At 35.0% G+C, this 26,330-nt stretch carries 23 protein-coding genes, 8 tRNA genes and 1 rRNA gene; all 32 read left to right on the forward strand.

From position 1 onward, the window contains the following. The first annotated feature begins 342 nt into the window (after nucleotides 1–342). The 32 genes from ispE to SOJ_RS13910 all read left to right on the forward strand — a co-directional run bounded on the left by ispE (nucleotide 343) and on the right by SOJ_RS13910 (nucleotide 26,317). On the forward strand, nucleotides 343–1,191 hold the full coding sequence (ispE, locus tag SOJ_RS13755) for a 4-(cytidine 5'-diphospho)-2-C-methyl-D-erythritol kinase (RefSeq protein WP_002508738.1): 849 nt from the start codon (nucleotides 343–345) through the stop codon (nucleotides 1,189–1,191). 18 nt (nucleotides 1,192–1,209) lie between these two features. Further along, nucleotides 1,210–2,034, forward strand: a complete 825-nt coding sequence (gene purR, locus SOJ_RS13760) for a pur operon repressor (protein WP_002508739.1) — start codon at nucleotides 1,210–1,212, stop codon at nucleotides 2,032–2,034. A gap of 18 nt (nucleotides 2,035–2,052) precedes the next feature. Next, the gene (locus tag SOJ_RS13765) at nucleotides 2,053–2,427 is read left to right on the forward strand and encodes a RidA family protein (RefSeq protein ID WP_002508740.1); all 375 of its coding nucleotides are present in this window, start codon (nucleotides 2,053–2,055) and stop codon (nucleotides 2,425–2,427) included. Nucleotides 2,428–2,492: 65 nt separating this feature from the next. Continuing rightward, entirely contained in the window at nucleotides 2,493–2,801 is a 309-nt protein-coding gene (gene spoVG, locus SOJ_RS13770; RefSeq protein ID WP_002508741.1) for a septation regulator SpoVG, read from the forward strand. 481 nt (nucleotides 2,802–3,282) lie between these two features. After that, complete coding sequence (gene glmU / locus SOJ_RS13775; RefSeq protein ID WP_002508742.1) at nucleotides 3,283–4,638, forward strand: bifunctional UDP-N-acetylglucosamine diphosphorylase/glucosamine-1-phosphate N-acetyltransferase GlmU; 1,356 nt, start codon at nucleotides 3,283–3,285, stop codon at nucleotides 4,636–4,638. Nucleotides 4,639–4,791: 153 nt separating this feature from the next. Next, nucleotides 4,792–5,757, forward strand: a complete 966-nt coding sequence (locus SOJ_RS13780; RefSeq protein WP_002508743.1) for a ribose-phosphate diphosphokinase — start codon at nucleotides 4,792–4,794, stop codon at nucleotides 5,755–5,757. A gap of 128 nt (nucleotides 5,758–5,885) precedes the next feature. After that, complete coding sequence (locus SOJ_RS13785; protein WP_002508744.1) at nucleotides 5,886–6,533, forward strand: 50S ribosomal protein L25/general stress protein Ctc; 648 nt, start codon at nucleotides 5,886–5,888, stop codon at nucleotides 6,531–6,533. Nucleotides 6,534–6,740: 207 nt separating this feature from the next. Further along, nucleotides 6,741–7,313 carry an aminoacyl-tRNA hydrolase gene (gene pth / locus SOJ_RS13790; protein WP_002508745.1) on the forward strand — a complete coding sequence of 191 codons (573 nt, stop codon included), beginning with the start codon at nucleotides 6,741–6,743 and terminating at the stop codon, nucleotides 7,311–7,313. Continuing rightward, nucleotides 7,310–10,822 (forward strand): transcription-repair coupling factor, encoded by a 3,513-nt coding sequence (mfd, locus tag SOJ_RS13795; protein ID WP_002508746.1) that lies wholly within the window; start codon nucleotides 7,310–7,312, stop codon nucleotides 10,820–10,822. Before pth ends, mfd begins: the two co-directional genes overlap by 4 nt. Then, the gene (locus SOJ_RS13800) at nucleotides 10,812–12,359 is read left to right on the forward strand and encodes a polysaccharide biosynthesis protein (RefSeq protein ID WP_002508747.1); all 1,548 of its coding nucleotides are present in this window, start codon (nucleotides 10,812–10,814) and stop codon (nucleotides 12,357–12,359) included. The genes mfd and SOJ_RS13800 overlap by 11 nt, the downstream gene beginning before the upstream one ends. Then, entirely contained in the window at nucleotides 12,359–13,552 is a 1,194-nt protein-coding gene (locus tag SOJ_RS13805; protein ID WP_002508748.1) for a MazG nucleotide pyrophosphohydrolase domain-containing protein, read from the forward strand. The genes SOJ_RS13800 and SOJ_RS13805 overlap by 1 nt, the downstream gene beginning before the upstream one ends. Then, on the forward strand, nucleotides 13,549–13,812 hold the full coding sequence (locus tag SOJ_RS13810; RefSeq protein ID WP_002508749.1) for an RNA-binding S4 domain-containing protein: 264 nt from the start codon (nucleotides 13,549–13,551) through the stop codon (nucleotides 13,810–13,812). The genes SOJ_RS13805 and SOJ_RS13810 overlap by 4 nt, the downstream gene beginning before the upstream one ends. A gap of 18 nt (nucleotides 13,813–13,830) precedes the next feature. Then, a complete protein-coding gene (locus SOJ_RS13815) occupies nucleotides 13,831–14,229 on the forward strand; it encodes a septum formation initiator family protein (RefSeq protein WP_002508750.1) in 399 nt (132 codons plus the stop codon). A 99-nt stretch (nucleotides 14,230–14,328) separates the two neighbouring features. Continuing rightward, entirely contained in the window at nucleotides 14,329–14,727 is a 399-nt protein-coding gene (locus SOJ_RS13820; protein WP_002508751.1) for a S1 domain-containing RNA-binding protein, read from the forward strand. Nucleotides 14,728–14,937: 210 nt separating this feature from the next. Beyond that, nucleotides 14,938–16,227 (forward strand): tRNA lysidine(34) synthetase TilS, encoded by a 1,290-nt coding sequence (gene tilS / locus SOJ_RS13825; RefSeq protein ID WP_002508752.1) that lies wholly within the window; start codon nucleotides 14,938–14,940, stop codon nucleotides 16,225–16,227. A gap of 4 nt (nucleotides 16,228–16,231) precedes the next feature. After that, entirely contained in the window at nucleotides 16,232–16,771 is a 540-nt protein-coding gene (gene hpt / locus SOJ_RS13830; RefSeq protein ID WP_002508753.1) for a hypoxanthine phosphoribosyltransferase, read from the forward strand. 296 nt (nucleotides 16,772–17,067) lie between these two features. Beyond that, on the forward strand, nucleotides 17,068–19,155 hold the full coding sequence (gene ftsH, locus SOJ_RS13835) for an ATP-dependent zinc metalloprotease FtsH (RefSeq protein ID WP_002508754.1): 2,088 nt from the start codon (nucleotides 17,068–17,070) through the stop codon (nucleotides 19,153–19,155). A 218-nt stretch (nucleotides 19,156–19,373) separates the two neighbouring features. Then, nucleotides 19,374–20,255 carry an Hsp33 family molecular chaperone HslO gene (gene hslO / locus SOJ_RS13840; RefSeq protein WP_002508755.1) on the forward strand — a complete coding sequence of 294 codons (882 nt, stop codon included), beginning with the start codon at nucleotides 19,374–19,376 and terminating at the stop codon, nucleotides 20,253–20,255. Between the two features lie 155 nt (nucleotides 20,256–20,410). Next, nucleotides 20,411–21,343, forward strand: a complete 933-nt coding sequence (cysK, locus tag SOJ_RS13845) for a cysteine synthase A (RefSeq protein WP_002508756.1) — start codon at nucleotides 20,411–20,413, stop codon at nucleotides 21,341–21,343. Between the two features lie 217 nt (nucleotides 21,344–21,560). Beyond that, on the forward strand, nucleotides 21,561–22,364 hold the full coding sequence (gene folP / locus SOJ_RS13850; protein ID WP_002508757.1) for a dihydropteroate synthase: 804 nt from the start codon (nucleotides 21,561–21,563) through the stop codon (nucleotides 22,362–22,364). Continuing rightward, nucleotides 22,342–22,707 carry a dihydroneopterin aldolase gene (gene folB / locus SOJ_RS13855; RefSeq protein WP_002508758.1) on the forward strand — a complete coding sequence of 122 codons (366 nt, stop codon included), beginning with the start codon at nucleotides 22,342–22,344 and terminating at the stop codon, nucleotides 22,705–22,707. The genes folP and folB overlap by 23 nt, the downstream gene beginning before the upstream one ends. Next, on the forward strand, nucleotides 22,707–23,189 hold the full coding sequence (folK, locus tag SOJ_RS13860) for a 2-amino-4-hydroxy-6-hydroxymethyldihydropteridine diphosphokinase (RefSeq protein ID WP_002508759.1): 483 nt from the start codon (nucleotides 22,707–22,709) through the stop codon (nucleotides 23,187–23,189). Before folB ends, folK begins: the two co-directional genes overlap by 1 nt. A 264-nt stretch (nucleotides 23,190–23,453) precedes the next feature. Further along, the gene (lysS, locus tag SOJ_RS13865) at nucleotides 23,454–24,941 is read left to right on the forward strand and encodes a lysine--tRNA ligase (protein WP_002508760.1); all 1,488 of its coding nucleotides are present in this window, start codon (nucleotides 23,454–23,456) and stop codon (nucleotides 24,939–24,941) included. A 518-nt stretch (nucleotides 24,942–25,459) separates the two neighbouring features. Beyond that, nucleotides 25,460–25,574: ribosomal RNA gene (rrf, locus tag SOJ_RS13870) — 5S ribosomal RNA — on the forward strand. A gap of 18 nt (nucleotides 25,575–25,592) precedes the next feature. After that, a tRNA-Val gene (locus tag SOJ_RS13875) sits at nucleotides 25,593–25,665 on the forward strand. A gap of 13 nt (nucleotides 25,666–25,678) precedes the next feature. Next, nucleotides 25,679–25,754: transfer RNA gene (locus SOJ_RS13880), tRNA-Thr, on the forward strand. 6 nt (nucleotides 25,755–25,760) lie between these two features. Next, nucleotides 25,761–25,833: transfer RNA gene (locus SOJ_RS13885), tRNA-Lys, on the forward strand. A gap of 13 nt (nucleotides 25,834–25,846) precedes the next feature. Next, a tRNA-Gly gene (locus tag SOJ_RS13890) sits at nucleotides 25,847–25,921 on the forward strand. Nucleotides 25,922–25,929: 8 nt separating this feature from the next. Next, nucleotides 25,930–26,018, forward strand: a tRNA-Leu gene (locus SOJ_RS13895). Nucleotides 26,019–26,032: 14 nt separating this feature from the next. Beyond that, nucleotides 26,033–26,109: transfer RNA gene (locus tag SOJ_RS13900), tRNA-Arg, on the forward strand. Nucleotides 26,110–26,150: 41 nt separating this feature from the next. Next, nucleotides 26,151–26,224: transfer RNA gene (locus SOJ_RS13905), tRNA-Pro, on the forward strand. 17 nt (nucleotides 26,225–26,241) lie between these two features. Continuing rightward, nucleotides 26,242–26,317 (forward strand) — tRNA-Ala (locus SOJ_RS13910). Nucleotides 26,318–26,330: the final 13 nt, after the last annotated feature.

Genomic DNA, 26,330 nt, shown 5'->3' on the forward strand with positions numbered 1-26,330 from the left:
AAAGTGATTTAAATAAAGTTTGTCTCTTAGGAGCCATACTTTTTAATTTAAACTTTAATATTAAGATCATTAAATGAAAAAGGTATGTTGGTGTAACTTCGCCAACATACCTTTTTCTGTGTCACAATTTAGGATGCAGGGAATGGATATAATTTTAATAGAGACGTACTATATTGTAGAATAGTAAATTAAGAAATGATTTATTGTCCAATATAGTTAAATGTATATTTATAAAAATATTTATCAAAATATCGAAAATAAGTTTTTGAAAACAGCCAATGCAACTATAACAATATGTTAAAATCATTTTATTACCATATCGAATTGGAAGAGGGTGGGAATATGATCTATGAAACGGCTCCGGCTAAGATTAATTTAACGCTGGATACACTCTTTAAACGAGATGATGGTTTTCATGAAGTTGAAATGATTATGACGACGATTGATTTAAATGATCGCTTGTCATTTGAACTACGCAATGACAAAAAAATTGTTGTTGATGTAGAGCAAACTTACGTTCCCTCCGATAATAAAAACTTAGCGTATAAAGCTGCAGAATTGATGAAAAGAACTTATAATCTAAAGCAAGGTATTACAATCACTATAGATAAGAATATACCGGTGTCAGCAGGGCTTGCAGGAGGCTCTACTGACGCTGCAGCTACGATGAGAGGGATGAATCGCCTGTATGAGCTAAATAGACCATTAAACGAGTTGTGTGAGCTTGGTATTAAGATAGGTACAGATATCCCTTTTTGTATTTTTGGTAAAACAGCATTATGCAGAGGTAAAGGTGAACATATTACGTTTCTGAATAAACCTCCATCAGCATGGGTTGTGGTGGCAAAACCAAATTTAGGTATATCTTCTCCGAGTATCTTCAAAAAATTAGACTTAAATCAGTCACATCATGTGGATACAACAGCTTGTAAATCAGCTTTAATTTCAGGAGATTATGAATTACTTTGCAAAAGTCTTTCAAACCGATTGGAACCTGTTTCGGGTAAATTGCATAGTGAGATTTTAAAAATAAAAGACAATATGTTAGAGAATGGTGCGGATGGTGCTGTTATGAGTGGAAGCGGCCCATCTGTTTATGGACTAACACAAAAAGAACGCCAGGCAAGACATGTTTACAATGCAGTCAATGGCTGTTGTAATGAAGTGTATATAGTAAGATTATTAGGCTAGTGAGAAGGGATGAGTTAAATGCGCTATAAAAGAAGCGAACGAATTGTTTATATGACACAATACTTGATGAATAACCCTAATAAATTGATACCATTAACTTATTTCGTACAAAAATTTAAACAAGCGAAATCATCTATAAGTGAAGATGTTCAAATTATTAAAACCACATTCCAAAAAGAAAAATTAGGGACAGTGATTACCACAGCTGGGGCAAGTGGCGGTGTGACGTATAAACCAGAAATGAGTAAAGAAGAAGCGAGTGAAGTCATCGATGACGTTATCGCACAACTCCAAGAGAAGAATCGTTTGCTACCAGGAGGGTATTTATTCTTATCTGATTTAATGGGGGATCCGACGTTACTTAACCGTGTCGGAAAACTGATTGCTACACTTTATATGGACGAAGAATTAGATGCAATCGTTACGATTGCTACGAAAGGTATCTCTCTTGCTAATTCAGTAGCGAACGTATTGAATTTACCGGTAGTTGTCATTCGAAAAGATAACAAAGTGACTGAAGGTTCTACGGTATCTATCAATTATGTGTCAGGATCTTCCCGAAAAATTGAAACAATGGTGTTATCTAAGAGAACATTACCAGAGAATTCTAATGTCCTTGTAGTAGATGATTTTATGCGCGCAGGCGGATCCATCAATGGTGTGATGAATTTAATGAACGAGTTTAAAGCACATGTGAAAGGGGTATCGGTACTAGTAGAATCAAAAGAAGTTAAACAAAGATTAATTGAAGATTATACTTCCTTAGTTAGATTATCTGATGTAGATGAATACAATCAGGAATTTAAAGTGGAGAAAGGCAACAGTTTAACTAAATTTTCTTAAAGGAGCGATTACGACATCATGAAAACGATTAATACAACCAAAGCACCGGAAGCGTTAGGGCCATACTCACATGCAACAGAAATAAATGGTCTAGTATTCACATCTGGACAAATCCCATTAAATTTAAATGGAGAGATTGTTAGCGATGATGTAAAAGAACAGACGACACAAGTCTTAGAAAATTTAAAAGTTGTACTAGACCAAGCTGGATCGGATATAGATTCGGTTATAAAAGCTACTATTTTTATTGCTGATATGAATGAATTTCAAAATATAAATGAAGTTTATGGCAAATATTTTAATCATCATCAACCGGCTAGAAGTTGTGTTGAGGTAGCGAGACTACCTAAAGATGTTAAAGTAGAAATAGAAGTAATTGCACAAGTGAAGTAAGGATTTATAATTTTTAATAAAATTGTTAAGCTTCTAACAAAGAGATACTATGGGGGGCTCACTACATGAAAGTGACAGATGTAAGACTTAGAAAAATACAAACAGACGGTAGAATGAAAGCGCTTGTTTCAATCACTTTAGATGAATCATTTGTGGTACATGATTTACGCGTTATTGAAGGCAACACAGGTCTATTCGTCGCAATGCCAAGTAAACGTACACCAGATGGTGAATTCCGAGATATCGCGCATCCGATCAATTCAGAGATGAGACAAGAAATACAGGATGCTGTGATGAAAGTATATGAAGAAACTGATGAGGTCATCCCTGATAAAAATGCTCAATCATCAGAAGATACTAATGAGGAAGCTTAATTTAATTATTTGAGATTATTATAGTGAATTTAATATCGTTTTAAAGAAGGTTGAATTTCTAAAATTGGGGAATTCAATCTTCTTTATTTATGTAAGCGTGACTAAAATATAAAATATTAAAATTATTTATAAAATGTAAAGGTGACAAAAATTATAATTTTGAAATTTATAATAAATAACTCAAACTTACATCGTTTTACTTAACTATATTATTATGAATGAAACAATTACATAAAGAAGTGATAGCGTATGTTTCGTTCATAATAATATGTTGAAAATTATCGATAATAAGAAAAACTACTTCAGGAAATGAAGCGGTTTACAAAACCTAAATAGATGACAAATACTATGCACTTTATTTTTAACAATCGTAATAAAAAACGCTTTAATAAAAAACATTGGCACTTTGAGCCTTGAAAGTGTGACTAGCGTTAAATTATAATAATAAAGAAGTGTATATTTTAATGGAGGGTTAACATACATGCAAAGACATGCAATAGTACTCGCAGCTGGTAAGGGTACACGTATGAAATCAAAGAAATACAAAGTACTACATGATGTCGCTGGCAAATCAATGATTGAACATGTCGTGGATAACGTTAAACAATCTGGCGTAGAACAGCTTGTAACAATCGTAGGTCATGGCGCAGAAAGCGTGAAAGAAACGTTAGGCGATGCATCTCTTTATAGTTTTCAAGAAGAACAATTAGGTACTGCTCATGCCGTTAAAATGGCTAGTGAACATTTAAATGATAAACAAGGTACAACGTTAGTAGTTTGTGGAGACACACCATTAATTACGACAGAAACACTTAAATCTTTAATTGAACATCACGAAAATAACCAATCACTAGCTACCGTATTAACAGCTACAGCAACGAACCCATATGGTTATGGCAGAATTATACGTGATGCAGACAATCAATTAGTTAAAATAGTCGAACAAAAAGATGCAACAGATGCAGAACAACAAATTAATGAAATTAGTTCAGGTATTTTCGCATTTGATAATCAAATGCTATTTGAAAAGTTAGAGTTAGTGAACAACAATAATGTGCAAGGCGAATACTACTTGCCTGATGTACTTTCATTAATTTTAGAAGATAAAGGTACAGTCGGCATTTACCATACGAATGATTTTGAAGAAATTATGGGTGTAAATGATCGAGTGATGTTAAGCGAAGCAGAAAAAGCATATAGAAAACGTATCAACCAATTTCATATGAAAAATGGTGTGACAATTGTAGATCCATCCAATACTTATATCGGTGCAGATGTAACTATTGGAGAAGACACAATTATAGAACCTGGAGTTAAACTTGCAGGACATAGTGAAATTGGAGAAGATACAGTTGTAGGACAATATACAGAAATCACGAATAGTAAAATAGGTGATAATGTTACAATTAAACATTCAGTGATCAATGAAGCAATGGTTGATGATTATGCGATAATTGGACCATTTGCGCAACTTCGTCCAGGTACAGACTTAGGCAAAAAAGTGAAAGTCGGCAATTTTGTTGAAGTTAAGAAATCAGTCGTAAAAGCAGGAGCTAAATTACCTCACTTGAGTTATATTGGTGACGCAGAAATAGGTGAACGTGTGAATCTTGGCTGTGGTTCAATCACAGTAAACTATGATGGTATTAACAAATTCAAGACGATTATTGGTAATGATTCGTTTATAGGGTGCAATACGAATTTGGTAGCACCTATTACGTTAGGCGAGCGTTCTCTAATTGCTGCTGGCTCTACAATTACTGATAGTGTTCCAGAAGACAGTTTAGCATTAGCGAGAGCTAGACAAACAACCAAAGAAGGTTATTTAAAAAAATAAAAGGTATATGTTTAGACATGCATGCTTGAACTGTTAAACTTAATGTAATTGAGTAAGTTGTTAGCCACAAAATGCTTTATATTGATAAACAATGTAAGTTTGCGCTTGTCTTTAAATGAAAACTAATTGAATGAATTAATTGGAGGACTATAAATGTTAAACAATGAGTATAAGAATTCTGCTTTGAAAATATTTTCTTTAAAAGGTAACGAACCTTTAGCCCAAGAAGTAGCAGATCATGTTGGAATTGAACTAGGAAAATGTTCCGTAAAACGTTTCAGCGATGGAGAAATTCAAATCAATATAGAGGAAAGTATTCGTGGTTGTGATGTATTTATTATTCAACCTACATCAAACCCTGTAAATTTACATTTAATGGAATTATTAATTATGGTTGATGCTTGTAGACGTGCATCAGCAGCTAATATTAATATAGTTGTTCCATATTATGGTTATGCGCGTCAAGACAGAAAAGCACGTAGCCGTGAACCAATCACAGCTAAACTTGTAGCAAACTTAATTGAAACTGCAGGCGCAGATCGTATGATAGCGTTAGATTTACACGCACCTCAAATCCAAGGTTTCTTCGATATGCCAATTGACCACTTAATGGGTGTGCCAATCTTAGCAGAATACTTCAAGAATGAGTCAGGTATTGATCTTGAAGAGTGTGTTGTAGTCTCTCCAGACCACGGTGGCGTAACAAGAGCGCGTAAACTTGCAGATATACTTAAATCACCGATTGCTATTATTGATAAACGTCGTCCAAAACCCAATGTTGCAGAAGTGATGAACATTGTTGGTGAAATAGAAGGACGTACGGCTATTATTATTGATGATATCATTGATACAGCAGGAACAATCACATTGGCAGCACAAGCACTAAAAGATAAAGGTGCTAAAGATGTATATGCTTGTTGTACACATCCTGTATTATCAGGTCCAGCTAAAGAGCGTATCGAAAATTCAGCAATCAAAGAACTAATCGTAACAAATTCAATTCAATTAGATGAAACACGTAAACCAAGCAATACGAAAGAGTTATCTGTAGCTGGTTTATTAGCACAAGCAATTATCCGTGTTTATGAACGCGAATCTGTTAGTGTGCTATTTGACTAAAATATTAGATAAATGTATAATGATTTCGTTCGTGAATTCACGAGCAAAATAAACGCTTGCAAGCAACATTATGTTGATGGGCAAGTGAGGGGCTCATATTAGAGCAAAACGAAAGGTGGAAAATGAATATGACTGCATTAAAGTCAATTATTCGTCAAGGTAAACAAACACGTTCAGACCTTAAAACACTAAGAAATACTGGTAAAGTACCTGCAATCGTTTACGGTTATGGTACAAAAAATACTTCTGTTAAAGTAGACGAAGTAGAATTTATTAAAGTTATCCGTGAAGTTGGACGTAACGGTGTTATCGAATTAGGCGTAGGTTCTAAAACAATTAAAGTAATGGTTTCAGACTACCAATTCGACCCACTTAAAAACCAAATCACTCACATTGACTTCTTAGCAATCAATATGACTGAAGAACGTACTGTTGAAGTACCTGTTCACTTAATTGGTGAAGCAGCAGGTGCTAAAGAAGGTGGCGTGGTTGAACAACCATTATTCGACCTTGAAGTTACAGCTACTCCAGACAATATTCCTGAAGCAATCGAAGTTGAAATCAGTGAATTGGCAATCGGTGATACTATTTCAGTTGAAGATATTAAAGTGTCAGGCGACTTTACTATTGAAAACGAAGCTACTGATTCAGTAGTTACAGTAGTAGCTCCGACTGAAGAACCAACTGAAGAAGAAATCGAAGCAATGGAAGGCGAAGCACAAACTGAAGAGCCAGAAGTTGTAGGCGAAGATAAAGAAGACGAAGAAGAAAAATAATATACTTCACGCTTCATTGTCAACATAAGTTGATGATACCAACATTGTAATATCTTATAAAAAGCACCGTGCTTAATACGTTAAGCAGGTGCTTTTTTATGTTATTATAGTGAATGATATGAAAAAATAATTTTTAATTGTTTATTAATTCAAATACATGAAAATGATATATATAGTTAAGTGACAACAACAATTGGAGGTAACATAATGAAATGTATTGTAGGCCTAGGCAATATAGGTAAACGTTTTGAACAAACAAAACATAATATTGGTTTTGAAGTTATAGACTACATGTTAGATCAAAATCAATTCTCATTAGATAAACAAAAATTTAAAGGTGCCTATACGATTGAACGCATCGGTGGAGAAAAAGTCATGTTTATTGAACCACTAACAATGATGAATTTGTCAGGCGAAGCGGTAGGCCCGTTAATGAAATATTATGACATAGATATAGATGATTTAGTCGTTTTATATGATGATTTAGATTTACCACAAGGGGAGATTCGTCTAAGACAAAAAGGCAGCGCTGGTGGCCATAATGGTATCAAATCAATGATTCAAGTACTAGGTACAGACCAATTCAAACGTATTAGAATCGGTGTAGATAGACCGTCAAATGGTATGTCAATTGTCGATTATGTGTTACAAAAATTTTCAAAACAGGAAATGCAAATAATGAATAAAGTAATAGAACATTCTGCACGTGCAGTTGAGGCTTATATAGAAAGTTCTCGCTTTGATCGTGTGATGAATGAATACAATGGTGAAGTCAAGTGAAATCAATAATTACACAATATATAAATGAAGACAAAAGATACCAAGAATTAAACGACGTATTTGGTAAAGAAAATGTACTAGTAACTGGCTTATCTGGAGCAGCTAAATCAACAATTATAGCCGAAAAATATTTGCACAGTACTAAACAATTATTAGTTGTTACAAATAATTTATATCAAGCAGATAAATTGGAAAGTGATTTGCTGCAATTTGTAGATGCAGACGACGTCTACAAATATCCAATGCAAGATATCATGACAGAAGAATTCTCAACACAAAGCCCTCAATTTATGAGCGAGCGTGTACGTACACTAACGGCACTTGCTCAAGAAAAGAGAGGGTTATTTATCGTACCATTAAACGGTTTGAAAAAATGGCTCACTCCAGTTGAAATGTGGAAATCTCATCAGTTAACACTATCTGTTGGTGACGATATTGAAATTGATGAATTTTTAAATAAATTAGTAAATATGGGCTACCGTAGGGAAAGTGTAGTGTCACATATAGGTGAATTTTCATTACGCGGGGGCATTGTTGATATTTACCCGTTAATTGGGAAGCCAGTAAGAATTGAACTATTCGATACTGAAGTGGATTCGATTCGTGATTTTGATGTGGAGACACAAAGATCAAAAGAGAACATCGAAGAAGTCAATATTACGACAGCAAGTGATTATATTATCACCGACGATGTGCTTAAACATACAAAATTAAAATTAAAAGAGGCTTATGAAAATACACGCCCCAAAATTGAAAAATCAGCACGTAATGATTTAAAAGAAACTTACGAAAGTTTCGAACTTTTTGAATCAACGATGTTTGATCATCAAGTATTGCGTCGACTTGTGTCGTTTATGTATGAACAACCAGCGACTATTATGGATTATTTTAAAGATGACGCTATTGTTGCAGTTGATGAACATAATAGAATTAAAGAAACTGAGCAAACACTTATTACTGAAGTTGATGAATTTATGCAAAACCTGATAGAAAGTGGTAAAGGATTTATTGATCAAAACTTCTTACAATATGATGGGTTTGAAGCGTTATTGAAACATTATCCAGTGACGTATTTCACATTATTCACGGCGACAATGCCTGTTCAACTCAATGAAATTATCAAGTTTTCATGTAAGCCAGTACAGCAATTTTATGGTCAATACGATATTATGCGTTCAGAATTTCAGCGCTTCATCCAAAATGATTATACTGTCGTTGTTCTTGCTGAAACTGAAGTGAGAAAAGAACGTATTCAATCTATGCTTAATGAAATGCATATCCCAACATTTATCGATACGCCAAGTCAACGAAACGATGGGGGCAATGCGATCATTACAGAGGGTAGTTTGTCAGAAGGATTTGAGCTACCTTATATGCAACTTGTTGTCGTGACGGAACGCGAACTATTCAAATCTAAACAAAAGAAAAAACCAAAACAACAAAAAACACTAACAAACGCTGAAAAAATTAAATCATACCAAGATTTAAAAGTAGGAGATTATGTCGTACATGTGCACCACGGTGTCGGTAGATATTTAGGTGTTGAAACACTTGAAGTCGGTGGCGTACATAAAGATTATATTAAACTTCAATATAAAGGGACAGACCAATTATTTGTACCAGTTGATCAGATGGATCAAGTTCAAAAATATGTAGCATCAGAGGATAAGACACCTAGGTTAAATAAACTTGGTGGTACAGAATGGAAAAAAACAAAAGCTAAAGTACAACAAAGCGTTGAAGATATGGCTGATGAATTAATTGATCTATATAAAGAACGTGAAATGTCTGTAGGTTATAAATATGGCCCAGATACGGCAGAACAAAACGAATTTGAAATAGATTTCCCTTACGAACTTACGCCTGACCAAGGTAAATCAATCGAAGAAATTAAACAGGATATGGAAATTGAACGTCCAATGGATCGATTGCTATGTGGTGATGTAGGTTATGGTAAGACAGAAGTTGCAGTACGTGCAGCGTTTAAAGCTGTTATGGAAGGAAAGCAGGTTGCCTTCTTAGTTCCAACGACAATTTTAGCTCAACAACATTATGAAACATTAATTGAGCGTATGCAGGACTTTCCAATCGAAGTTCAACTCATTAGTCGCTTTAGAAGTACAAAAGAAGTTAAAGAAACAAAAGAAAAATTAAAATCAGGCTTCGTTGATATCGTCGTAGGTACTCATAAACTATTAAGTAAAGATATTCATTATAAAGATTTAGGCTTATTAATTGTGGATGAAGAACAACGATTTGGTGTGCGTCATAAAGAAAGAATCAAATCATTGAAAACAAATGTGGACGTTTTAACACTGACGGCAACGCCTATCCCACGTACATTACACATGAGTATGTTGGGCGTTCGTGATTTATCAGTGATTGAAACACCACCAGAAAATCGTTTTCCAGTACAAACTTACGTATTAGAACAGAATACGAATTTTATTAAAGAAGCACTAGAAAGAGAATTATCTAGAGAAGGACAAGTCTTTTATTTATATAATAAAGTGCAATCTATTTATGAAAAACGAGAGCAATTACAAATGTTAATGCCAGAAGCGAATATTGGTATTGCACATGGACAGATGAAAGAAGGAGACTTAGAAGAAACAATGCTAAGTTTTATTAATCATGAATACGACATTCTCGTAACGACTACAATCATTGAAACGGGAGTTGATGTTCCAAACGCCAACACACTTATTATCGAAGATGCGGATCGTTTCGGACTCAGCCAGTTATACCAATTGAGAGGTCGTGTTGGACGTTCAAGCCGTATTGGCTATGCTTATTTCTTACACCCTACGAATAAAGTATTGTCAGAAACAGCTGAAGACCGTTTGCAAGCAATTAAGGAATTTACTGAGTTAGGCTCAGGCTTTAAAATTGCTATGCGTGATTTAAATATTCGAGGCGCAGGTAATCTCTTGGGTAAACAACAACACGGATTTATTGATTCTGTTGGATTCGACCTTTATTCACAAATGTTAGAAGAAGCAGTGAATGAAAAACGTGGTGTTAAAGATGAGAAGCAAGATGCACCTGAAATTGAAATTGAACTCAATATTGATGCTTATTTACCTGCTGAATATATTCCAAATGAACAGTCTAAAATAGAAATCTATAAAAAATTACGTAAGATTGAAACTGAAGCACAACTCATGGATGTTAAAGATGAATTAATTGATCGTTTCAATGATTACCCAATAGAAGCAGAAAGACTGTTGGATATGATGGAGATAAAAGTTCATGCTTTAAACGCTGGAGTGGCACTTATTAAAGATGTAGGCAAAAAGGTAGAAGTTTATCTGTCTGAAAAGGGAACGACAGATATTAATGGAGAAACGTTATTTAAACAAACGCAACCATTAGGCCGTGCAATGAAAGTTGGCGTTCAAGATGGTAAAATGAAAGTGACTTTAAATAAAGTAAGTAACTGGTTAGATAGTTTGAAATTCTTAGCGAAATGTCTAGAAGAAAGTATGGTTATATCAGATGAAATCTAAGGACGATAAGAATACGGCCTTCGACGGCGTAGTTGTTCTTACAATTGCACTTGTTATTGTTAAAATACTAAGCGCAATTTATCGTGTCCCGTATCAAAATATACTTGGAGACGAAGGATTATATGCTTATCAACAAATATATCCGATTGTTGCTTTAGGTGTTATTTTAACAATGAATGCAATTCCTAGTGCTGTCACTCAAACGTTTGGCACACATGGGGAATTAAGACATTACACTAAAGTATTGCTTAGGTTACAACTCATTAGTACTGCATTTTTCTTGGTTGTTTTTATAGGTGCTAAGTGGGTGGCACTCCTAATGGGTGACACTAACCTCACACCAATGTTAAGAGCAGCAAGTTTTAGTTTCTTGTTTGTTGGTATATTAGGAGTGTATAGAGGCTACTACCAAGCGCATCAACATATGACTGTTCCAGCGATATCACAAGTCATAGAGCAAGTGATACGTGTTGTAATCATCATCATTGCTATTGTATTATTTATGACACAACAATGGTCTGTTTACACTGCTGGTACAGTAGCTATTATCGGTTCAGCAGTAGGTTTTTTAGCATCTAGTATATTCCTAATGCAAGGCAAGCCTTTTAAGCTCAAGCAAGCGAAGAAACCAAATGACAAGACAATAGTAGAGTGGAAAAAGTTATCAATGGCTATTATCATCTTTGCTGTAAGCCAGCTTATTGTCATCGTTTGGCAAGTGATAGATAGCTTTACGGTTATACATGCACTTCAGAATGCAGGCTTAAATTTTCAAGAAGCAACCACACAAAAAGGTATCTTTGATCGTGGTGCTTCATTTATACAAATGGGTTTAATTGTGACAACGACATTTTGTTTTGTGCTTATACCGATGCTTACCGATGCGATTAAAGCACGCAACAACATTCTGATTAATAGATATGCGAATGCCTCTATCAAGATTACAGTGATGTTTAGTGTGGCAGCTGGTATTGGATTAATTAATTTACTGCCAGTCATGAATAGTGTGTTTTTTAAAAACGATAGTCTGACTGGTACATTATCTCTCTATATGCTTACAGTTATATGCGTCTCGCTCATAATGATGGACATTGCTTTATTACAAGTGAAAAACCAAGTGCGTCCTGTGCTATTTGCATTTATCACTGGTGTGGTCAGTAAAGTAATTCTCAATGTGATGTTAATACCACAATTATTAATGCTAGGTGGCAGTATCAGTACGGTTATTTCACTCATTATATTTACGCTCGTTCTACATTATCACGTACTAAAACACTATAAATTCCAGATGATGAAAAAATTCGTGATTAAATTGGGTGCTACGATGGTGATGCTATCAGTGGCTGTTCAACTAGGAATGTGGCTCGTACCTACACAAAGTAGAATCACAGGTTTGATTGAATTAGTCGTCGCAGCAATTATTGGCGTATTAGTAATTATTTTCGCTATTGTACGTATGCATTTATTGAGTTATAGAGAATTAAAACATTTACCATTGGGCGATAAACTTTATCATATGAAAAGAGGGAAACATTAATGTCAGGTAAAATAACAATTGTTGGCTTAGGTAACTACGGTATTGATGATTTACCTTTAGGTATCTACAAATTTCTTAAAAAACAAACAATGGTTTACACGCGTACATTGGATCATCCTGTAATTAAAGAATTAACTGCAGAAAATATACAATTCAAAAGTTTTGATAGTGAATACGAGGCACAAGCATCATTCGAGGGCGTCTATGAACGTATCGTGTCGCAACTCATTGAAGCGGCCCATAGTGATGATGTCATTTATACAGTGCCTGGACATCCACGTGTAGCTGAAACGACAACTGTGAAATTAGAAGCTCATGCGCAAGAACATAATGATCTTCAGGTTGAAGTTTTGGGAGGCAAAAGCTTTATCGATGATATATTTGAAGCGGTGAAGATAGACCCTAACGACGGGTTCACATTACTCGATGCGACAGCTATAACAAAAGAGCAGTTAAATATTCGTACCCATACGCTCATTACTCAAGTCTATAGTCCTATGACTGCAGGCGATTTAAAAGTGACATTGATGGAACGTTACCATGATGAGCAAACAGTGTTTATCGTCGATGGCGCACAAAATAATGCTGCAAATGTAATAGAAACACCGCTTTATGAATTAGACCATCATGCATCTATTTTCAGTAATTTGACAAGTGTATTCATTCCGAAAGTAGAAAAAGAAGAATCATATTATAGTGATTTTTATTTTGCTGCGAGCATAATAGACCAGCTTGTTGATGACGAAACAGGCTGTCCTTGGGATAAAGTTCAAACACATCACACATTAAAACGTTATCTATTAGAAGAAACATTTGAATTGTTTGAAGCAATAGATAACGAAGACGATTGGCATATTATTGAAGAGTTGGGGGACATACTTTTACAAGTACTATTGCATACAAGTATTGGCAAAAAAGATGGATTCCTTGATATAAATGAAGTGGTTCAAAGTCTTTCAGAAAAAATGATACGTAGACATCCCCACATTTTTGGTGACGCCGAAGCGGAAAACGAAGAAGATTTAAAACAGATATGGTCAGAAGCAAAAGCAAAAGAAGGTAAAACGAAACGTGTTAAATTTGAAAAAGTATTTGCAGAGCATTTCTTGAAGTTGTATGATAAAATAAAAAATATGTCATTAGACGCAGATGCTTTAAGAAAAATTTTAGAGCAAGGAGGAAACAAATCATGAGATTAGATAAATATCTCAAAGTATCACGGTTAGTAAAACGTCGTACTTTAGCTAAAGAAATTAGTGATCAAGGACGTATTACTGTGAATGGTTCAGTAGCAAAAGCAGGCACTGACGTAAAAGTAACAGATGAACTTGTAATCCGATTTGGACAAAAAGTGATTACAATTGAAGTTACTGGTTTAAGTGAACATGCGACTAAGGAAAATGCGAAAGGTATGTATGAATTAGTCAAAGAAGAAAAGGTTAGTGGAGACTAGAAAAGGAGGTGACAAGCAATGAGTAAAAAAGTTGAGAACATAGGGAATACGTTCACTTCTGCTGAAAATAAAAAGAAACAACAGCAAAAAATGAGAAGAAGAGTCGTACGAAAACGTATTACTTTATTTGGTGGCATATTACTTATCCTCATTATTATTTTAACTGTAATGCTTGTCACTCAAAAACAAAGTAATATAGACGACGCAGCTGAGCGTCAAGAAAAAGAACAACAATATCAAAAGCAACAAGATGAAGAACTCGCATTAAAAGAACAATTAAACAATCTTAATGATAAAAGTTATATAGAGAAAGTTGCGCGAGATGATTATTATTTGAGTAATGATGGAGAAGTGATTTTCAAGTTGCCTGGTGAGAAATCTGAAGAGAAATCTAAATCATCAAAAGAGGATAAATAGTGAAATTTATCATTTAAGTAACAATACCATTGTTAATTTATGCAAACAGGCATATAATAGGGTTAAAATCGAAACAAATCGGGAGGATTTATTTACAATATGTCAATCGAAGTAGGAAACAAGCTTAAAGGTAAAGTCACTGGTATTAAAAAGTTTGGCGCTTTCGTCGAACTTCCTGAAGGAAAGAGTGGCTTAGTTCACATAAGTGAAGTTGCAGATAATTACGTGGAAAACGTAGAAGATCATTTATCTGTTGGAGATGTAGTTGAAGTTAAAGTGCTTTCAATTGCTGATGATGGTAAAATTAGTTTATCAATTAAAAAAGCAAAAGATCGTCCACGTAGACCTCAAAGTAAACCCAATTATAAAAAACCTCAACCAAAAGGTGAGGACTTTGAAAAGAAATTAACAGATTTCTTGAAAGATAGTGAAGATAAATTAACATCCATTAAACGTCAAACAGAATCTAGACGTGGTGGAAAAGGCGCGAAACGTTAATAAATATATATCATAAGACTGTTGAAATAGGAATTAATTTAACGACTTGAAAACAAAGTACAATAATTTTTCCAAAATTAAGTTTGATCGTAACAATCTAAGACTGTTTTCTTACTTGAGGAAACAGTCTCTTTTTTTGTTGTATATAAGTCATAATATTACGAGCATTTGCATCGTTAAGGTAACATTATGGTCAAGGAGGTAGATAAGTTGAGAGTAAATACTGAAGGCTGGAATAAAAGTAATCACATTGTATTGGCAGTTTCTACAGGTGTGGATAGCATGGTGCTATTGCATCAATTGATTACGCATTTAGCTGATTCATATACTAAGTTGACTTGTCTACATGTAAATCACAATATTCGTCCTGCTGCAGCAGCAGAAGAACAATTTATTAAAGGGTATTGTGACAAGCATCAGATTCCATTGCATGTACAACATCTAGACTTGTCTGCTGTGATTGAAAAAGGTAATAGTATTGAAAGTGCAGCGAGAGCTGAACGTTATCATTGGTTTGATGATATGATGACCGAGTTAAAGGCAGATGTATTACTTACGGCACACCATCAAGATGACCAAATTGAAACGATATTTTATCGACTCATGACTGGACGCTCTACGAGAAGTAGCTTGGGTATGACATATCTTTCTTCAAGAGGTCACTATAATTTATGTAAACCCTTTTTAGAAGCCACGAAATCAGAAATACGTAATTATCAAACAAAACATAACGTTCCATATTATGAAGATGAATCAAATACAGAAAATCATTACGTCAGAAATGATATTCGTAATCGTATATTACCTGACATTGAAAGTAATAAACACTTATCTACAGAACAATTGCTAAAATTAAAAGACTGGCATGATGAACAATTAGAAGTTGTGCGAAACGAAGCTACAACATTTATCTCGGCATTCGTTGATTTTTGTAATGATGACAATGAAGTTACTTTTTCGAGAAAACAATTTTTAAATTTACGACATAGTGTCAAAATGGCAGTCTTGGATAAACTTTTTGCTGAATTACCATTAGATAAGTCGATTACTGAGAAAACTTACGATGAATGGTTTCAGCAACTTACTGAAAATGTAACACAATGCACATTATATGCGACACATGAATGGATAATTCACATCGCTTATGATAAATTTATAATAATGGCAAATTGTAAAGAAAAACTAGCTCCGACTAAGATTGATCAACCAGGTGTATACAACTATGGTCGCTATAGCATTGATATTACTAACGAATTTCCTACATTCGAGTATCCTATAGTTATCCGTACAAGAAAAGACGGCGACAAATTTGAACTGAATGGTATGAAAGGGCATAAAAAGATAAGTAGACTGCTTATTGATGAAAAGGTTATGCAAACTGAACGTAACCAAATGCCAGTTATAGTTAATGCATATAATGAGATTATTGCTGTTGGCACATTATATTTAAAAAAAAGATACAATCAATCAATTTTTATACGAAATATGGGAGAGGAATGAAAACATGCGAGATGATTTAAAAGACATTTTATTGTCAGAGGAAGATATACATCAAATTTGTGAAGAGCTAGGTAAGAAAATAACAGAGGAATACAAAGGGAAGCCACTTGTTTGTATTGGGATATTAAAAGGGTCTGTTATGTTCATGGCAGATTTAATTAAATACATTGATACGCATTTAGCTATCGACTTTATGGATGTTTCTAGTTATCACGGAGGCACCGAGTCAACAGGAGAAGTAAAAATCTTGAAAGACTTAAGTGGATCTATTGAAAATAAAGATGTTTTAATTATTGAAGACATTCTAGAAACTGGTACTACATTAAAATCAATTACTGAATTACTTGAATCACGTCGTGTTAATTCACTTGAAATTGTTACGCTACTTGATAAACCAAACCGTCGTAAAGCAAACATTGAAGCAAAATACGTAGGTAAAAAGATACCTGACGAATTTGTAGTAGGCTATGGTTTAGATTACGCTGAACATTATAGAAATTTACCTTATATTGGTACATTGAAACCAGAAATCTATTCAAAATAAGCAGTACAATTTATTCGCGGAAAAAGTTGTTATATACTGTAAGTTACAGTCGAATTAAGTTGGTGAATGTGAAAAGTAGGGTTACACTTAAATCATTTGAAATTTAATACATAAACTTGAGGGTACGTGACAATATATAATATTCATTTAACTTTAAGCATAATAGAAAAATAAAACTAAAGGGTAAAACAATAAGAATTGTAAACATAACGCAAAAGTTGAAATAGTAGCCGAAAACTCGAGTGTTGTGTTACAATTTTTGTTAGTTTTATAATTGAAGTAGGAGGAAACGACGCATGCAGAAAGCCTTTCGTAACGTGCTAGTTATCGCAATCATTGGCGTTATTATTTTTGGCTTGTTTTCGTGGCTTAACGGAAATGGGAATATGCCAAAGCAGCTTACATATAATCAATTTGTTAAGCAGTTAGATAAAGGTGAGTTAAAATCACTGGAAATACAACCTGAACAAAACGTATATATGGTAAGTGGTAAAACAGATAAAGATGAAGAGTATTCTTCAACTATTTTATATAACAACGATAAAGAGCTAGAAAAAATAACTGATAAAGCACAAAGTCAAGATGGATTGAAATTTACAGTTAAAGAAGAAGAAAAGCAAAGTGTATTTGTAAGTATATTAACAACATTAATTCCTGTATTAATTATCGCACTTTTATTTATATTCTTCCTTAGCCAAGCCCAAGGTGGCGGCGGTGGCGGTGGTAATCGTATGATGAACTTTGGTAAATCCAAAGCGAAAACGTACGATAATCAACAAAAACGTGTACGCTTCACTGATGTAGCTGGTGCAGATGAAGAGAAACAAGAATTAATTGAAATAGTCGATTTCTTAAAAGACAATAAACAATTCAAACAAATGGGTTCTAGAATTCCTAAAGGTGTTCTTTTAGTTGGCCCTCCTGGTACAGGTAAAACATTATTAGCTCGTGCAGTTGCTGGTGAAGCCGGCACGCCGTTCTTCTCAATCAGTGGTTCAGACTTCGTTGAGATGTTTGTGGGTGTTGGTGCAAGTCGTGTACGTGACTTGTTCGAAAATGCTAAGAAAAACGCGCCTTGTATCATCTTTATTGATGAAATCGATGCAGTTGGTCGTCAACGTGGTGCCGGTGTAGGTGGTGGCCATGATGAGCGTGAGCAAACATTGAACCAATTACTAGTTGAAATGGATGGATTTGGTGATAATGAAGGTATCATTATGATAGCTGCTACAAACCGTCCAGACATTTTAGACCCAGCGTTATTACGTCCAGGTCGTTTCGACAGACAAATTCAAGTAGGTCGTCCGGATGTGAAAGGCCGTGAAGCAATTCTTCATGTTCATGCGAAAGACAAACCATTTGATGAAACAGTTGACTTAAAAGCAGTTTCAGAAAGAACACCTGGTTTCTCTGGTGCAGATTTAGAAAACTTATTAAACGAAGCATCATTAGTTGCTGTACGTGAAGGTAAGAAAAAAATCGATATGCGTGATATTGAAGAAGCGACAGACCGTGTTATCGCTGGTCCAGCTAAGAAATCTCGCGTAATCTCAGAAAAAGAACGTAATATTGTAGCGCACCATGAAGCTGGTCATACAATTATTGGTATGGTACTTGATGAAGCTGAAGTTGTTCACAAAGTTACAATCGTACCTCGTGGACAAGCCGGCGGTTATGCAATGATGTTACCTAAACAAGATCGCTTCTTAATGACAGAAAAAGAATTATTAGATAAAATCTGTGGTCTACTTGGTGGACGTGTATCTGAGGATATTACCTTTAATGAAGTATCTACAGGTGCATCTAATGACTTTGAACGTGCGACACAAATTGCACGTCAAATGGTTACTGAATATGGTATGAGTGAAAAAATCGGAACGGTTCAATTCACAAATAGCAACGGTGGTCAAGTCTTCTTAGGAAAAGAAATGCAAGGCGACACTGAGTTTTCAGGACAAATTGCATACGAAATTGATAAAGAAGTGCAACGTATTATTAAAGAACAATACGAGCGTTGTAAGGCTATCTTGTTAGAGCATAAATCACAGTTAGATTTAATAGCTGAATCATTATTAACTGAAGAAACATTAGTTGCCGAACAAATCCAATCATTATTTAACGATGGTGTCCTACCAGAAGTAGATTATGATAGTGCCAAAGTTGTGGAACATAAAGATGATGACTTTGAAGAAGGAAAATACGGTAAATCTTACGAGGACGTTCGTAGAGAACAACTAGATTCAGATGATGAAACACAGGATAACGATAAAGAAAATGAACAACAAGACAACAATGACACTGAAGAAACAGGTCATGAACAAGCACCTAATATCGATAAACCTAGCAATCCGAACGATCCGAATGATCCAAGCAATAGAAATTAATAACTGAACTTAAAGCTTCTTTCTGCTATCATATTGATAGTAGAAGGAAGCTTTTTTAATAGCAAAATATAACAGAATAATTTATAAACAGATGTTTCGCAATTTCTACCTCGAACGATTACAATAAATTGCATTGATAAAAAGTGTAAAAACAATCTTAGAGTAAAGATAGAAAAACATTTTCAAAACTAGATGATATTAAAGGAGAAATAAACAAAATGACGAACGATTATATAGTTAAAGCATTAGCTTTTGGAGGACAAATTCGCGCTTATAGTGCGTTAACAACTGAAAGTGTTCAAGAAGCACAAACAAGACATTATACGTGGCCAACTGCTTCAGCAGCACTTGGACGTACGATGACAGCAACAGTGATGATGGGTGCAATGCTTAAAGACGATCAAAAATTAACAGTTACAGTTGATGGAAAAGGGCCAATTGGTAAAATAATTGCTGACGCTGATGCTAAAGGGAATATAAGAGGCTATGTTACGAATCCTCAAACACATTTCCCTTTAAATGATGCTGGTAAATTAGATGTTAGCCGTGCAGTTGGTTCAGAAGGTGCATTGACAGTTGTAAAAGATATTGGAATGAAAGATTTCTTTTCTGGTTCTAGTGAACTCGTTTCTGGTGAATTAGGAGATGACTTCACTTATTACTTTGCTAAAAGTGAACAAGTACCATCGTCAGTAGGTTTAGGCGTATTAGTAAACCCTGACAATTCAATTAAAGCTGCAGGTGGCTTTATAATACAAGTTATGCCAGGTGCAGACGATGAAACAGTTGATAAACTCGAAGCTGCAATCAATCAAATGACACCAGTTTCTAAACTGATTGACCAAGGTTTAACGCCTGAAGAAATTCTTTTCGAAATACTAGGGGAAGAAAACGTACAACTATTAGAAAATCTTCCTACACAATTCGATTGTAATTGTGGGCATGAAAAATTCTTAACTGCTATTAAAGGTTTAGGCGAAGCTGAAATTCAAGATATGATTGATAAAGACCATGGTGCAGAAGTTGAATGCCATTTCTGTAGAAATAAATATAATTTTTCAGAAGATGAGTTACATGGATTAATAGAAAAAAGTAACTAAAAGGTTTACACTAGGTATTGAACTAGGCTATTGAACAAAAAAATTGGTATATTAAATCTTCATAGTTGTATTTGCTGAAAAATCTGATAAAATATAAAGTATATCCGAGAGAAAAAGTAGGTTTTAAACTTTTTAATGAAAAGGAGCAATACTAAATGACAAATAAACCAGTAGATAATATCGTAAAAGCAATTGGCAATACACCTGTTGTTAAGTTAAACAACGTTGTGGAGGAAGATGCAGCAGACGTATATGTGAAACTTGAATATCAAAATCCAGGTGGCTCTGTGAAAGACCGTATTGCATTAGCAATGATTGAAGAAGCTGAACAAGCAGGTAAAATTAAACCAGGTGATACAATTGTTGAACCGACAAGTGGTAACACAGGAATTGGCTTAGCTTTTGTTTGTGCAGCTAAAGGTTATAAAGCAGTATTTACGATGCCTGAAACAATGAGTCAAGAACGTCGTAACTTGTTAAAAGCATACGGCGCAGAATTAGTATTAACACCTGGATCAGAAGCAATGAAAGGTGCAATCAAAAAAGCTAAAGAATTAAAAGAAGAATTCGGTTATTATGAGCCGCAACAATTCGAAAACCCAGCAAACCCTCGTGTACACGAATTAACAACTGGACCAGAATTAGTTGAACAATTTGAAGGCAAAACGATTGATTCATTCTTAGCTGGTGTAGGTACTGGTGGAACACTTAGTGGCGCGGGTAAAGTATTAAAAGAAAAATACCCAGACATTAATCTTGTAGCGATTGAACCAGAAGACTCAGCTATCTTAAGTGGCGGCGAACCAGGTCCACATAAATTACAAGGTTTAGGTGCAGGATTTGTACCAGATACTTTAGATACAAACATATACGATGAAATTATCAAAGTAGGTAATGAAGTTGCTATGGATATGTCACGTAGAGTTGCTAAAGAAGAAGGCATCTTAGGTGGTATTTCTTCAGGTGCTGCGATTGTTGCAGCGATTGAAAAAGCAAAATCATTAGGTAAAGGTAAAACAGTTGTTACTGTATTACCAAGTAATGGTGAGCGTTATCTTTCTACACCGTTATATTCATTTGATGACTAAATGATATATATTTAACAATTACCGGCCACATATTCATGTGAGTCGGTTTTTTTGTGTGTACATAAAGAAACATAAGTAAGCAAAGTAAAAACAATACACTAGCATATGTGATTTCAAGTTTTGATTACTGAAAAAATTGAAAATTAACGTTATTATAGAATAGTAAATATAATACATAAGAGAAATCATTTATAAAGTGAAAGGAAGAAGAATAATTATGACGCATACAAAAATTATGGGCATATTAAATGTAACTCCTGACTCTTTTTCTGATGGTGGTAAATATAATACAGTTGAAAAAGCGATTAAGAGAGCAAAAGAAATAATGGATGAAGGTGTAGATATTATAGATGTTGGTGGGATATCTACCCGTCCAGGTTTTGAAGAGATAAGCGTTGAGGAAGAGTTGGAGCGTGTTCTCCCTGTTGTAAGTGCGTTGGCTGAATTAGATGTACAACTATCTATAGATACCTATCGAAGTGAAGTGGCAGAAGCTGCAATGAAATTAGGTGCCACGATGATTAATGATCAATGGGCAGGACACTATGATGAACGTATTTTCAATGTAGTAGCGAAATACAATGGTGAGATCGTACTCATGCACAATGGCGATGGTCAAAGAACAGAACCGGTAGTGGATGAGATGTTGCTGTATTTATTAAAACAAGTAAATAAAGCGGAAATGGCAGGTATACCTCAACATAAAGTATGGATTGATCCAGGAATTGGCTTTGCCAAAACACGTGAAGAAGAAAAAGAAGTTATGTCACGTTTAGATGAACTGGTAGCTACAGGTTATCCAGTGCTATTAGCAACAAGTAGAAAAAGGTTCATAAAAGAAATGATAGGTACAGAAACAACGCCTACCGAACGTGATGAAAGTACGGCAGCTACTACTGCGTATGGTATAATGAAAGGCGTAAAAGCGGTAAGAGTTCATAATGTCGCATTAAATGTTCGATTAGGACAAAGCATGGACTATTTAAAGGAGAATGACGATGAGCGACACAATATTTCTTAATGGTATGAGATTCTATAGTTATCATGGTGCGCTGCCAGCTGAAAACGATATTGGACAAATATTTATTGTCGATGTCACAATGAAAGTTGATTTGAGTATGGCTGGGCAATCTGATGAGGTTACAGATACAGTCCATTATGGTGAAGTTTTTGAAGAAGTAAAAGCAATCATGGAAGGCAAGCCTGTAAATTTATTAGAGCATCTAGCTGAACGTATTGCAAAACGTATAAATTCACACTATAATCGTGTAATGGAAACGAAAGTTAGAATCACTAAAGAAAATCCACCTATACCTGGCCATTATGATGGTGTAGGCGTTGAAATAGTGAGGGAGAATCTCTAATGGAATATGCTTATTTAGGATTAGGAAGTAATGTTGGAGAAAGAGCGTCACAACTTGATGAAGCAATCCGTATATTAGATAATACAGATGGCATTCAAGTAACGCAAAAATCCCCGATATATGAAACAGAGCCAGTAGGTTATGTCGACCAACCACAATTTTTAAATCAATGTATTGAAATTTATACATCCTTAACTCCACAAGATTTATTAAAAGAGTGTCTGCATACTGAACAGCAGTTACACCGAGTAAGAGATATACGTTGGGGCCCTAGAACTTTAGATGTTGATATTTTATTGTTTGGTAATCATATTATTGATGAAGAAAATCTGAACGTTCCGCATCCACGTATGCTAGAGCGTGCATTTGTACTTATACCGTTAAATGATATAGCATCAGATTGTGTAGAACCTCATTCCAATAAAAAAATTGGAAGTATAGTAACGGCAGACGATTCAGTCAAAGAGTATAAAGGTTTATAGTTATAAAATATGTGGAAAACGGGAGTCGTATAGATATATAATAGAGTAATTCTTGCTCCTATGGCTAATGTAGATAACGTTACATTTAAACGTACAGTTAAAAATGGGTGTGGGTTTAATGTGTGCTGTATCTATATGGTAAGACTAGAAAAGCTTTGAAATAAACAGAACAACAAATGATAGATAACTATCAAACGTTCCAAGTGAAGATTGAAGCTAAAGAATAATAAAAATTAGAACAAGAAGCATAAAGGAGAGAAAGTAATGTCAGAAGAAATGAACGACCAAATGCAAGTCCGCCGTCAAAAATTACAAGAGTTATACGATTTAGGTATCGATCCTTTTGGTCAAAAATTTGAACGTACTTCTACGGCTGCCCCATTGCATGAAGATTGGGACGCATATACAAAAGAAGAATTACATGACAAAGAAGATGAAAGCAACGTAAGTATCGCCGGTCGTCTAATGACTAAACGTGGAAAAGGTAAAGCTGGATTTGCTCATGTTCAAGATTTAACTGGTCAAATACAAATTTACGTAAGAAAAGACCAAGTAGGAGACGAACAATTTGAAGTTTGGAATTCTGCAGACTTAGGAGACATTGTAGGTATAGAAGGTGTAATGTTCAAAACGAATACAGGTGAATTGTCTGTTAAAGCTAAAACATTCACGTTGTTGACTAAAGCATTACGTCCATTACCTGATAAATTCCACGGTTTACAAGATATCGAACAGCGTTATCGTCAACGTTACCTTGACTTAATTACAAATCAAGATAGCACGCAAACATTTATTAACCGCAGTAAGATATTACAAGAAATGCGTAATTACTTAAATCAAAGAGGATTTTTAGAAGTAGAAACACCTATGATGCACCAAATTCCTGGTGGAGCTGCTGCGCGTCCTTTCGAAACACATCATAATGCTTTAGACGCAACATTATATATGCGAATTGCAATTGAATTACATTTGAAACGTTTAATTGTAGGTGGATTAGAAAAAGTTTATGAAATTGGACGTGTTTTCAGAAACGAAGGCGTATCAACAAGACATAATCCAGAATTCACTATGATTGAATTATATGAAGCGTATGCTGACTATCACGATATCATGGATATAACTGAGAATATGATTAGACATATTTCTGAAAAAGTACTTGGTACTGCTAAAGTAAACTACGGCGAAGAAATTATAGATTTAGAATCTGATTGGAAACGAGTTCATATGGCTGATGCTGTTAAAGAAGAAACAGGTGTGGACTTCTTCGAGGTGCAAACTGATGAAGAAGCTAAATCATTAGCTAAAGAACATGGCATTGAAATAACAGATAATATGAAATATGGTCATATCTTAAATGAGTTCTTTGAGCAAAAAGTTGAAGAAACTTTAATTCAACCAACGTTTATTTATGGACACCCAATCGAAATCTCACCACTAGCTAAGAAAAATCCAGAGGATCCAAGATTTACGGATCGCTTTGAATTATTCATAGTAGGTAGAGAACACGGTAATGCATTCACAGAATTAAATGATCCTATTGATCAAAGAGCAAGATTTGAAGCGCAATTAGTAGAAAAAGAAGAAGGTAATGATGAAGCGCACGAAATGGATGAAGATTTCATTGAAGCATTAGAGTACGGAATGCCTCCAACAGGTGGTTTAGGTATTGGTATTGATAGATTAGTAATGTTACTTACTGATTCTGCTTCTATCCGTGATGTATTGTTATTCCCTTATATGAAACAAAAATAGATTATTAAAAGCTTGGTTTAAACTAAGTGATAATTGATTTAATCATTTAAACTAGATCATATGTTACGATTTCACACTGGTGAGACGTAGTATATGGTCTGTTTTTTGGTTTAATCTCTATAGATATGCTAAAAATAAGAGAGAATAGAGGGTTTAAGTACTAAATAAATTAATTAAATTAGTAATAAGATACAATTAAGTATTATAATGCTATTAAAATATAATAATATACTAAAAAAGGTATGGTAAAGATAGATTCTATGTGATAAGATTATTCAAGTCGAGTTAAGGAAACGAAACAAGACATATAAGCATTTAAAATATTTCTTGTCGAGAAATGTTCGAAAAGCATTGACATTAAAGTGAAAATGAATTAATATATAAAAGTCATCAAAAACGACAAGCACTATATACATAACTCAAGTAAAAGTCTTGTAAACAAATCTTTAAGATAGTGTAAAATTGACTATTGCAAAAGATTAACAAACAATGTATTATTAATTGAGTAAGTTAATTTGTCTGGTGGCAATAGCAAAGAGGTCACACCTGTTCCCATGCCGAACACAGTAGTTAAGCTCTTTAGCGCCGATGGTAGTCGGACTTACGTTCCGCAAGAGTAGGACGTTGCCAGGCTTTTATTAAAAATTATGTGGAGAATTAGCTCAGCTGGGAGAGCATCTGCCTTACAAGCAGAGGGTCGGCGGTTCGAACCCGTCATTCTCCATCATTTCATGATAGCCGGCCTAGCTCAACTGGTAGAGCAACTGACTTGTAATCAGTAGGTTGGGGGTTCAAGTCCTCTGGCCGGCACCATTTCATGAGCCATTAGCTCAGTTGGTAGAGCATCTGACTTTTAATCAGAGGGTCAGTGGTTCGAGCCCACTATGGCTCATACAGTTTCATTTGCAGAAGTAGTTCAGCGGTAGAATACGACCTTGCCAAGGTCGGGGTCGCGGGTTCGAATCCCGTCTTCTGCTCCATTATTTTTGCCGGGGTGGCGGAACTGGCAGACGCACAGGACTTAAAATCCTGCGGTGAGAGATCACCGTACCGGTTCGATTCCGGTCCTCGGCACCATCATTTTTAATATAGCGCCCGTAGCTCAACTGGATAGAGTACTTGACTACGAATCAAGAGGTTACAGGTTCGACCCCTGTCGGGCGCACCATCTTTAAAAGTGTTAATCAATTTAATCAATTAAATTATGTACGGGAAGTAGCTCAGCTTGGTAGAGCACTTGGTTTGGGACCAAGGGGTCGCAGGTTCGAATCCTGTCTTCCCGACTCTTTAAAATTTATATGGGGGCTTAGCTCAGATGGGAGAGCGCCTGCTTTGCACGCAGGAGGTCAGCGGTTCGATCCCGCTAGTCTCCACCATATTATTTAAATG

The organism is Staphylococcus sp. OJ82 (assembly GCF_000294465.1).
Classification (GTDB): domain Bacteria; phylum Bacillota; class Bacilli; order Staphylococcales; family Staphylococcaceae; genus Staphylococcus; species Staphylococcus equorum.

Excerpts from the sequence above, each read along its gene's own strand:
- cysK (WP_002508756.1), top strand. The coding sequence starts at position 20,411 with ATGACAAATAAACCAGTAGATAATATCGTAAAAGCAATTGGCAATACA.
- purR (WP_002508739.1), top strand. The coding sequence starts at position 1,210 with ATGCGCTATAAAAGAAGCGAACGAATTGTTTATATGACACAATACTTG.
- SOJ_RS13805 (WP_002508748.1), top strand. The coding sequence starts at position 12,359 with ATGTCAGGTAAAATAACAATTGTTGGCTTAGGTAACTACGGTATTGAT.
- SOJ_RS13785 (WP_002508744.1), top strand. The coding sequence starts at position 5,886 with ATGACTGCATTAAAGTCAATTATTCGTCAAGGTAAACAAACACGTTCA.
- hslO (WP_002508755.1), top strand. The coding sequence starts at position 19,374 with ATGACGAACGATTATATAGTTAAAGCATTAGCTTTTGGAGGACAAATT.
- folB (WP_002508758.1), top strand. The coding sequence starts at position 22,342 with ATGAGCGACACAATATTTCTTAATGGTATGAGATTCTATAGTTATCAT.
- spoVG (WP_002508741.1), top strand. The coding sequence starts at position 2,493 with ATGAAAGTGACAGATGTAAGACTTAGAAAAATACAAACAGACGGTAGA.
- SOJ_RS13815 (WP_002508750.1), top strand. The coding sequence starts at position 13,831 with ATGAGTAAAAAAGTTGAGAACATAGGGAATACGTTCACTTCTGCTGAA.
- folP (WP_002508757.1), top strand. The coding sequence starts at position 21,561 with ATGACGCATACAAAAATTATGGGCATATTAAATGTAACTCCTGACTCT.
- SOJ_RS13765 (WP_002508740.1), top strand. The coding sequence starts at position 2,053 with ATGAAAACGATTAATACAACCAAAGCACCGGAAGCGTTAGGGCCATAC.
- SOJ_RS13810 (WP_002508749.1), top strand. The coding sequence starts at position 13,549 with ATGAGATTAGATAAATATCTCAAAGTATCACGGTTAGTAAAACGTCGT.
- hpt (WP_002508753.1), top strand. The coding sequence starts at position 16,232 with ATGCGAGATGATTTAAAAGACATTTTATTGTCAGAGGAAGATATACAT.
- folK (WP_002508759.1), top strand. The coding sequence starts at position 22,707 with ATGGAATATGCTTATTTAGGATTAGGAAGTAATGTTGGAGAAAGAGCG.
- SOJ_RS13820 (WP_002508751.1), top strand. The coding sequence starts at position 14,329 with ATGTCAATCGAAGTAGGAAACAAGCTTAAAGGTAAAGTCACTGGTATT.
- pth (WP_002508745.1), top strand. The coding sequence starts at position 6,741 with ATGAAATGTATTGTAGGCCTAGGCAATATAGGTAAACGTTTTGAACAA.
- ispE (WP_002508738.1), top strand. The coding sequence starts at position 343 with ATGATCTATGAAACGGCTCCGGCTAAGATTAATTTAACGCTGGATACA.
- ftsH (WP_002508754.1), top strand. The coding sequence starts at position 17,068 with ATGCAGAAAGCCTTTCGTAACGTGCTAGTTATCGCAATCATTGGCGTT.
- SOJ_RS13800 (WP_002508747.1), top strand. The coding sequence starts at position 10,812 with ATGAAATCTAAGGACGATAAGAATACGGCCTTCGACGGCGTAGTTGTT.
- SOJ_RS13780 (WP_002508743.1), top strand. The coding sequence starts at position 4,792 with ATGTTAAACAATGAGTATAAGAATTCTGCTTTGAAAATATTTTCTTTA.
- glmU (WP_002508742.1), top strand. The coding sequence starts at position 3,283 with ATGCAAAGACATGCAATAGTACTCGCAGCTGGTAAGGGTACACGTATG.
- lysS (WP_002508760.1), top strand. The coding sequence starts at position 23,454 with ATGTCAGAAGAAATGAACGACCAAATGCAAGTCCGCCGTCAAAAATTA.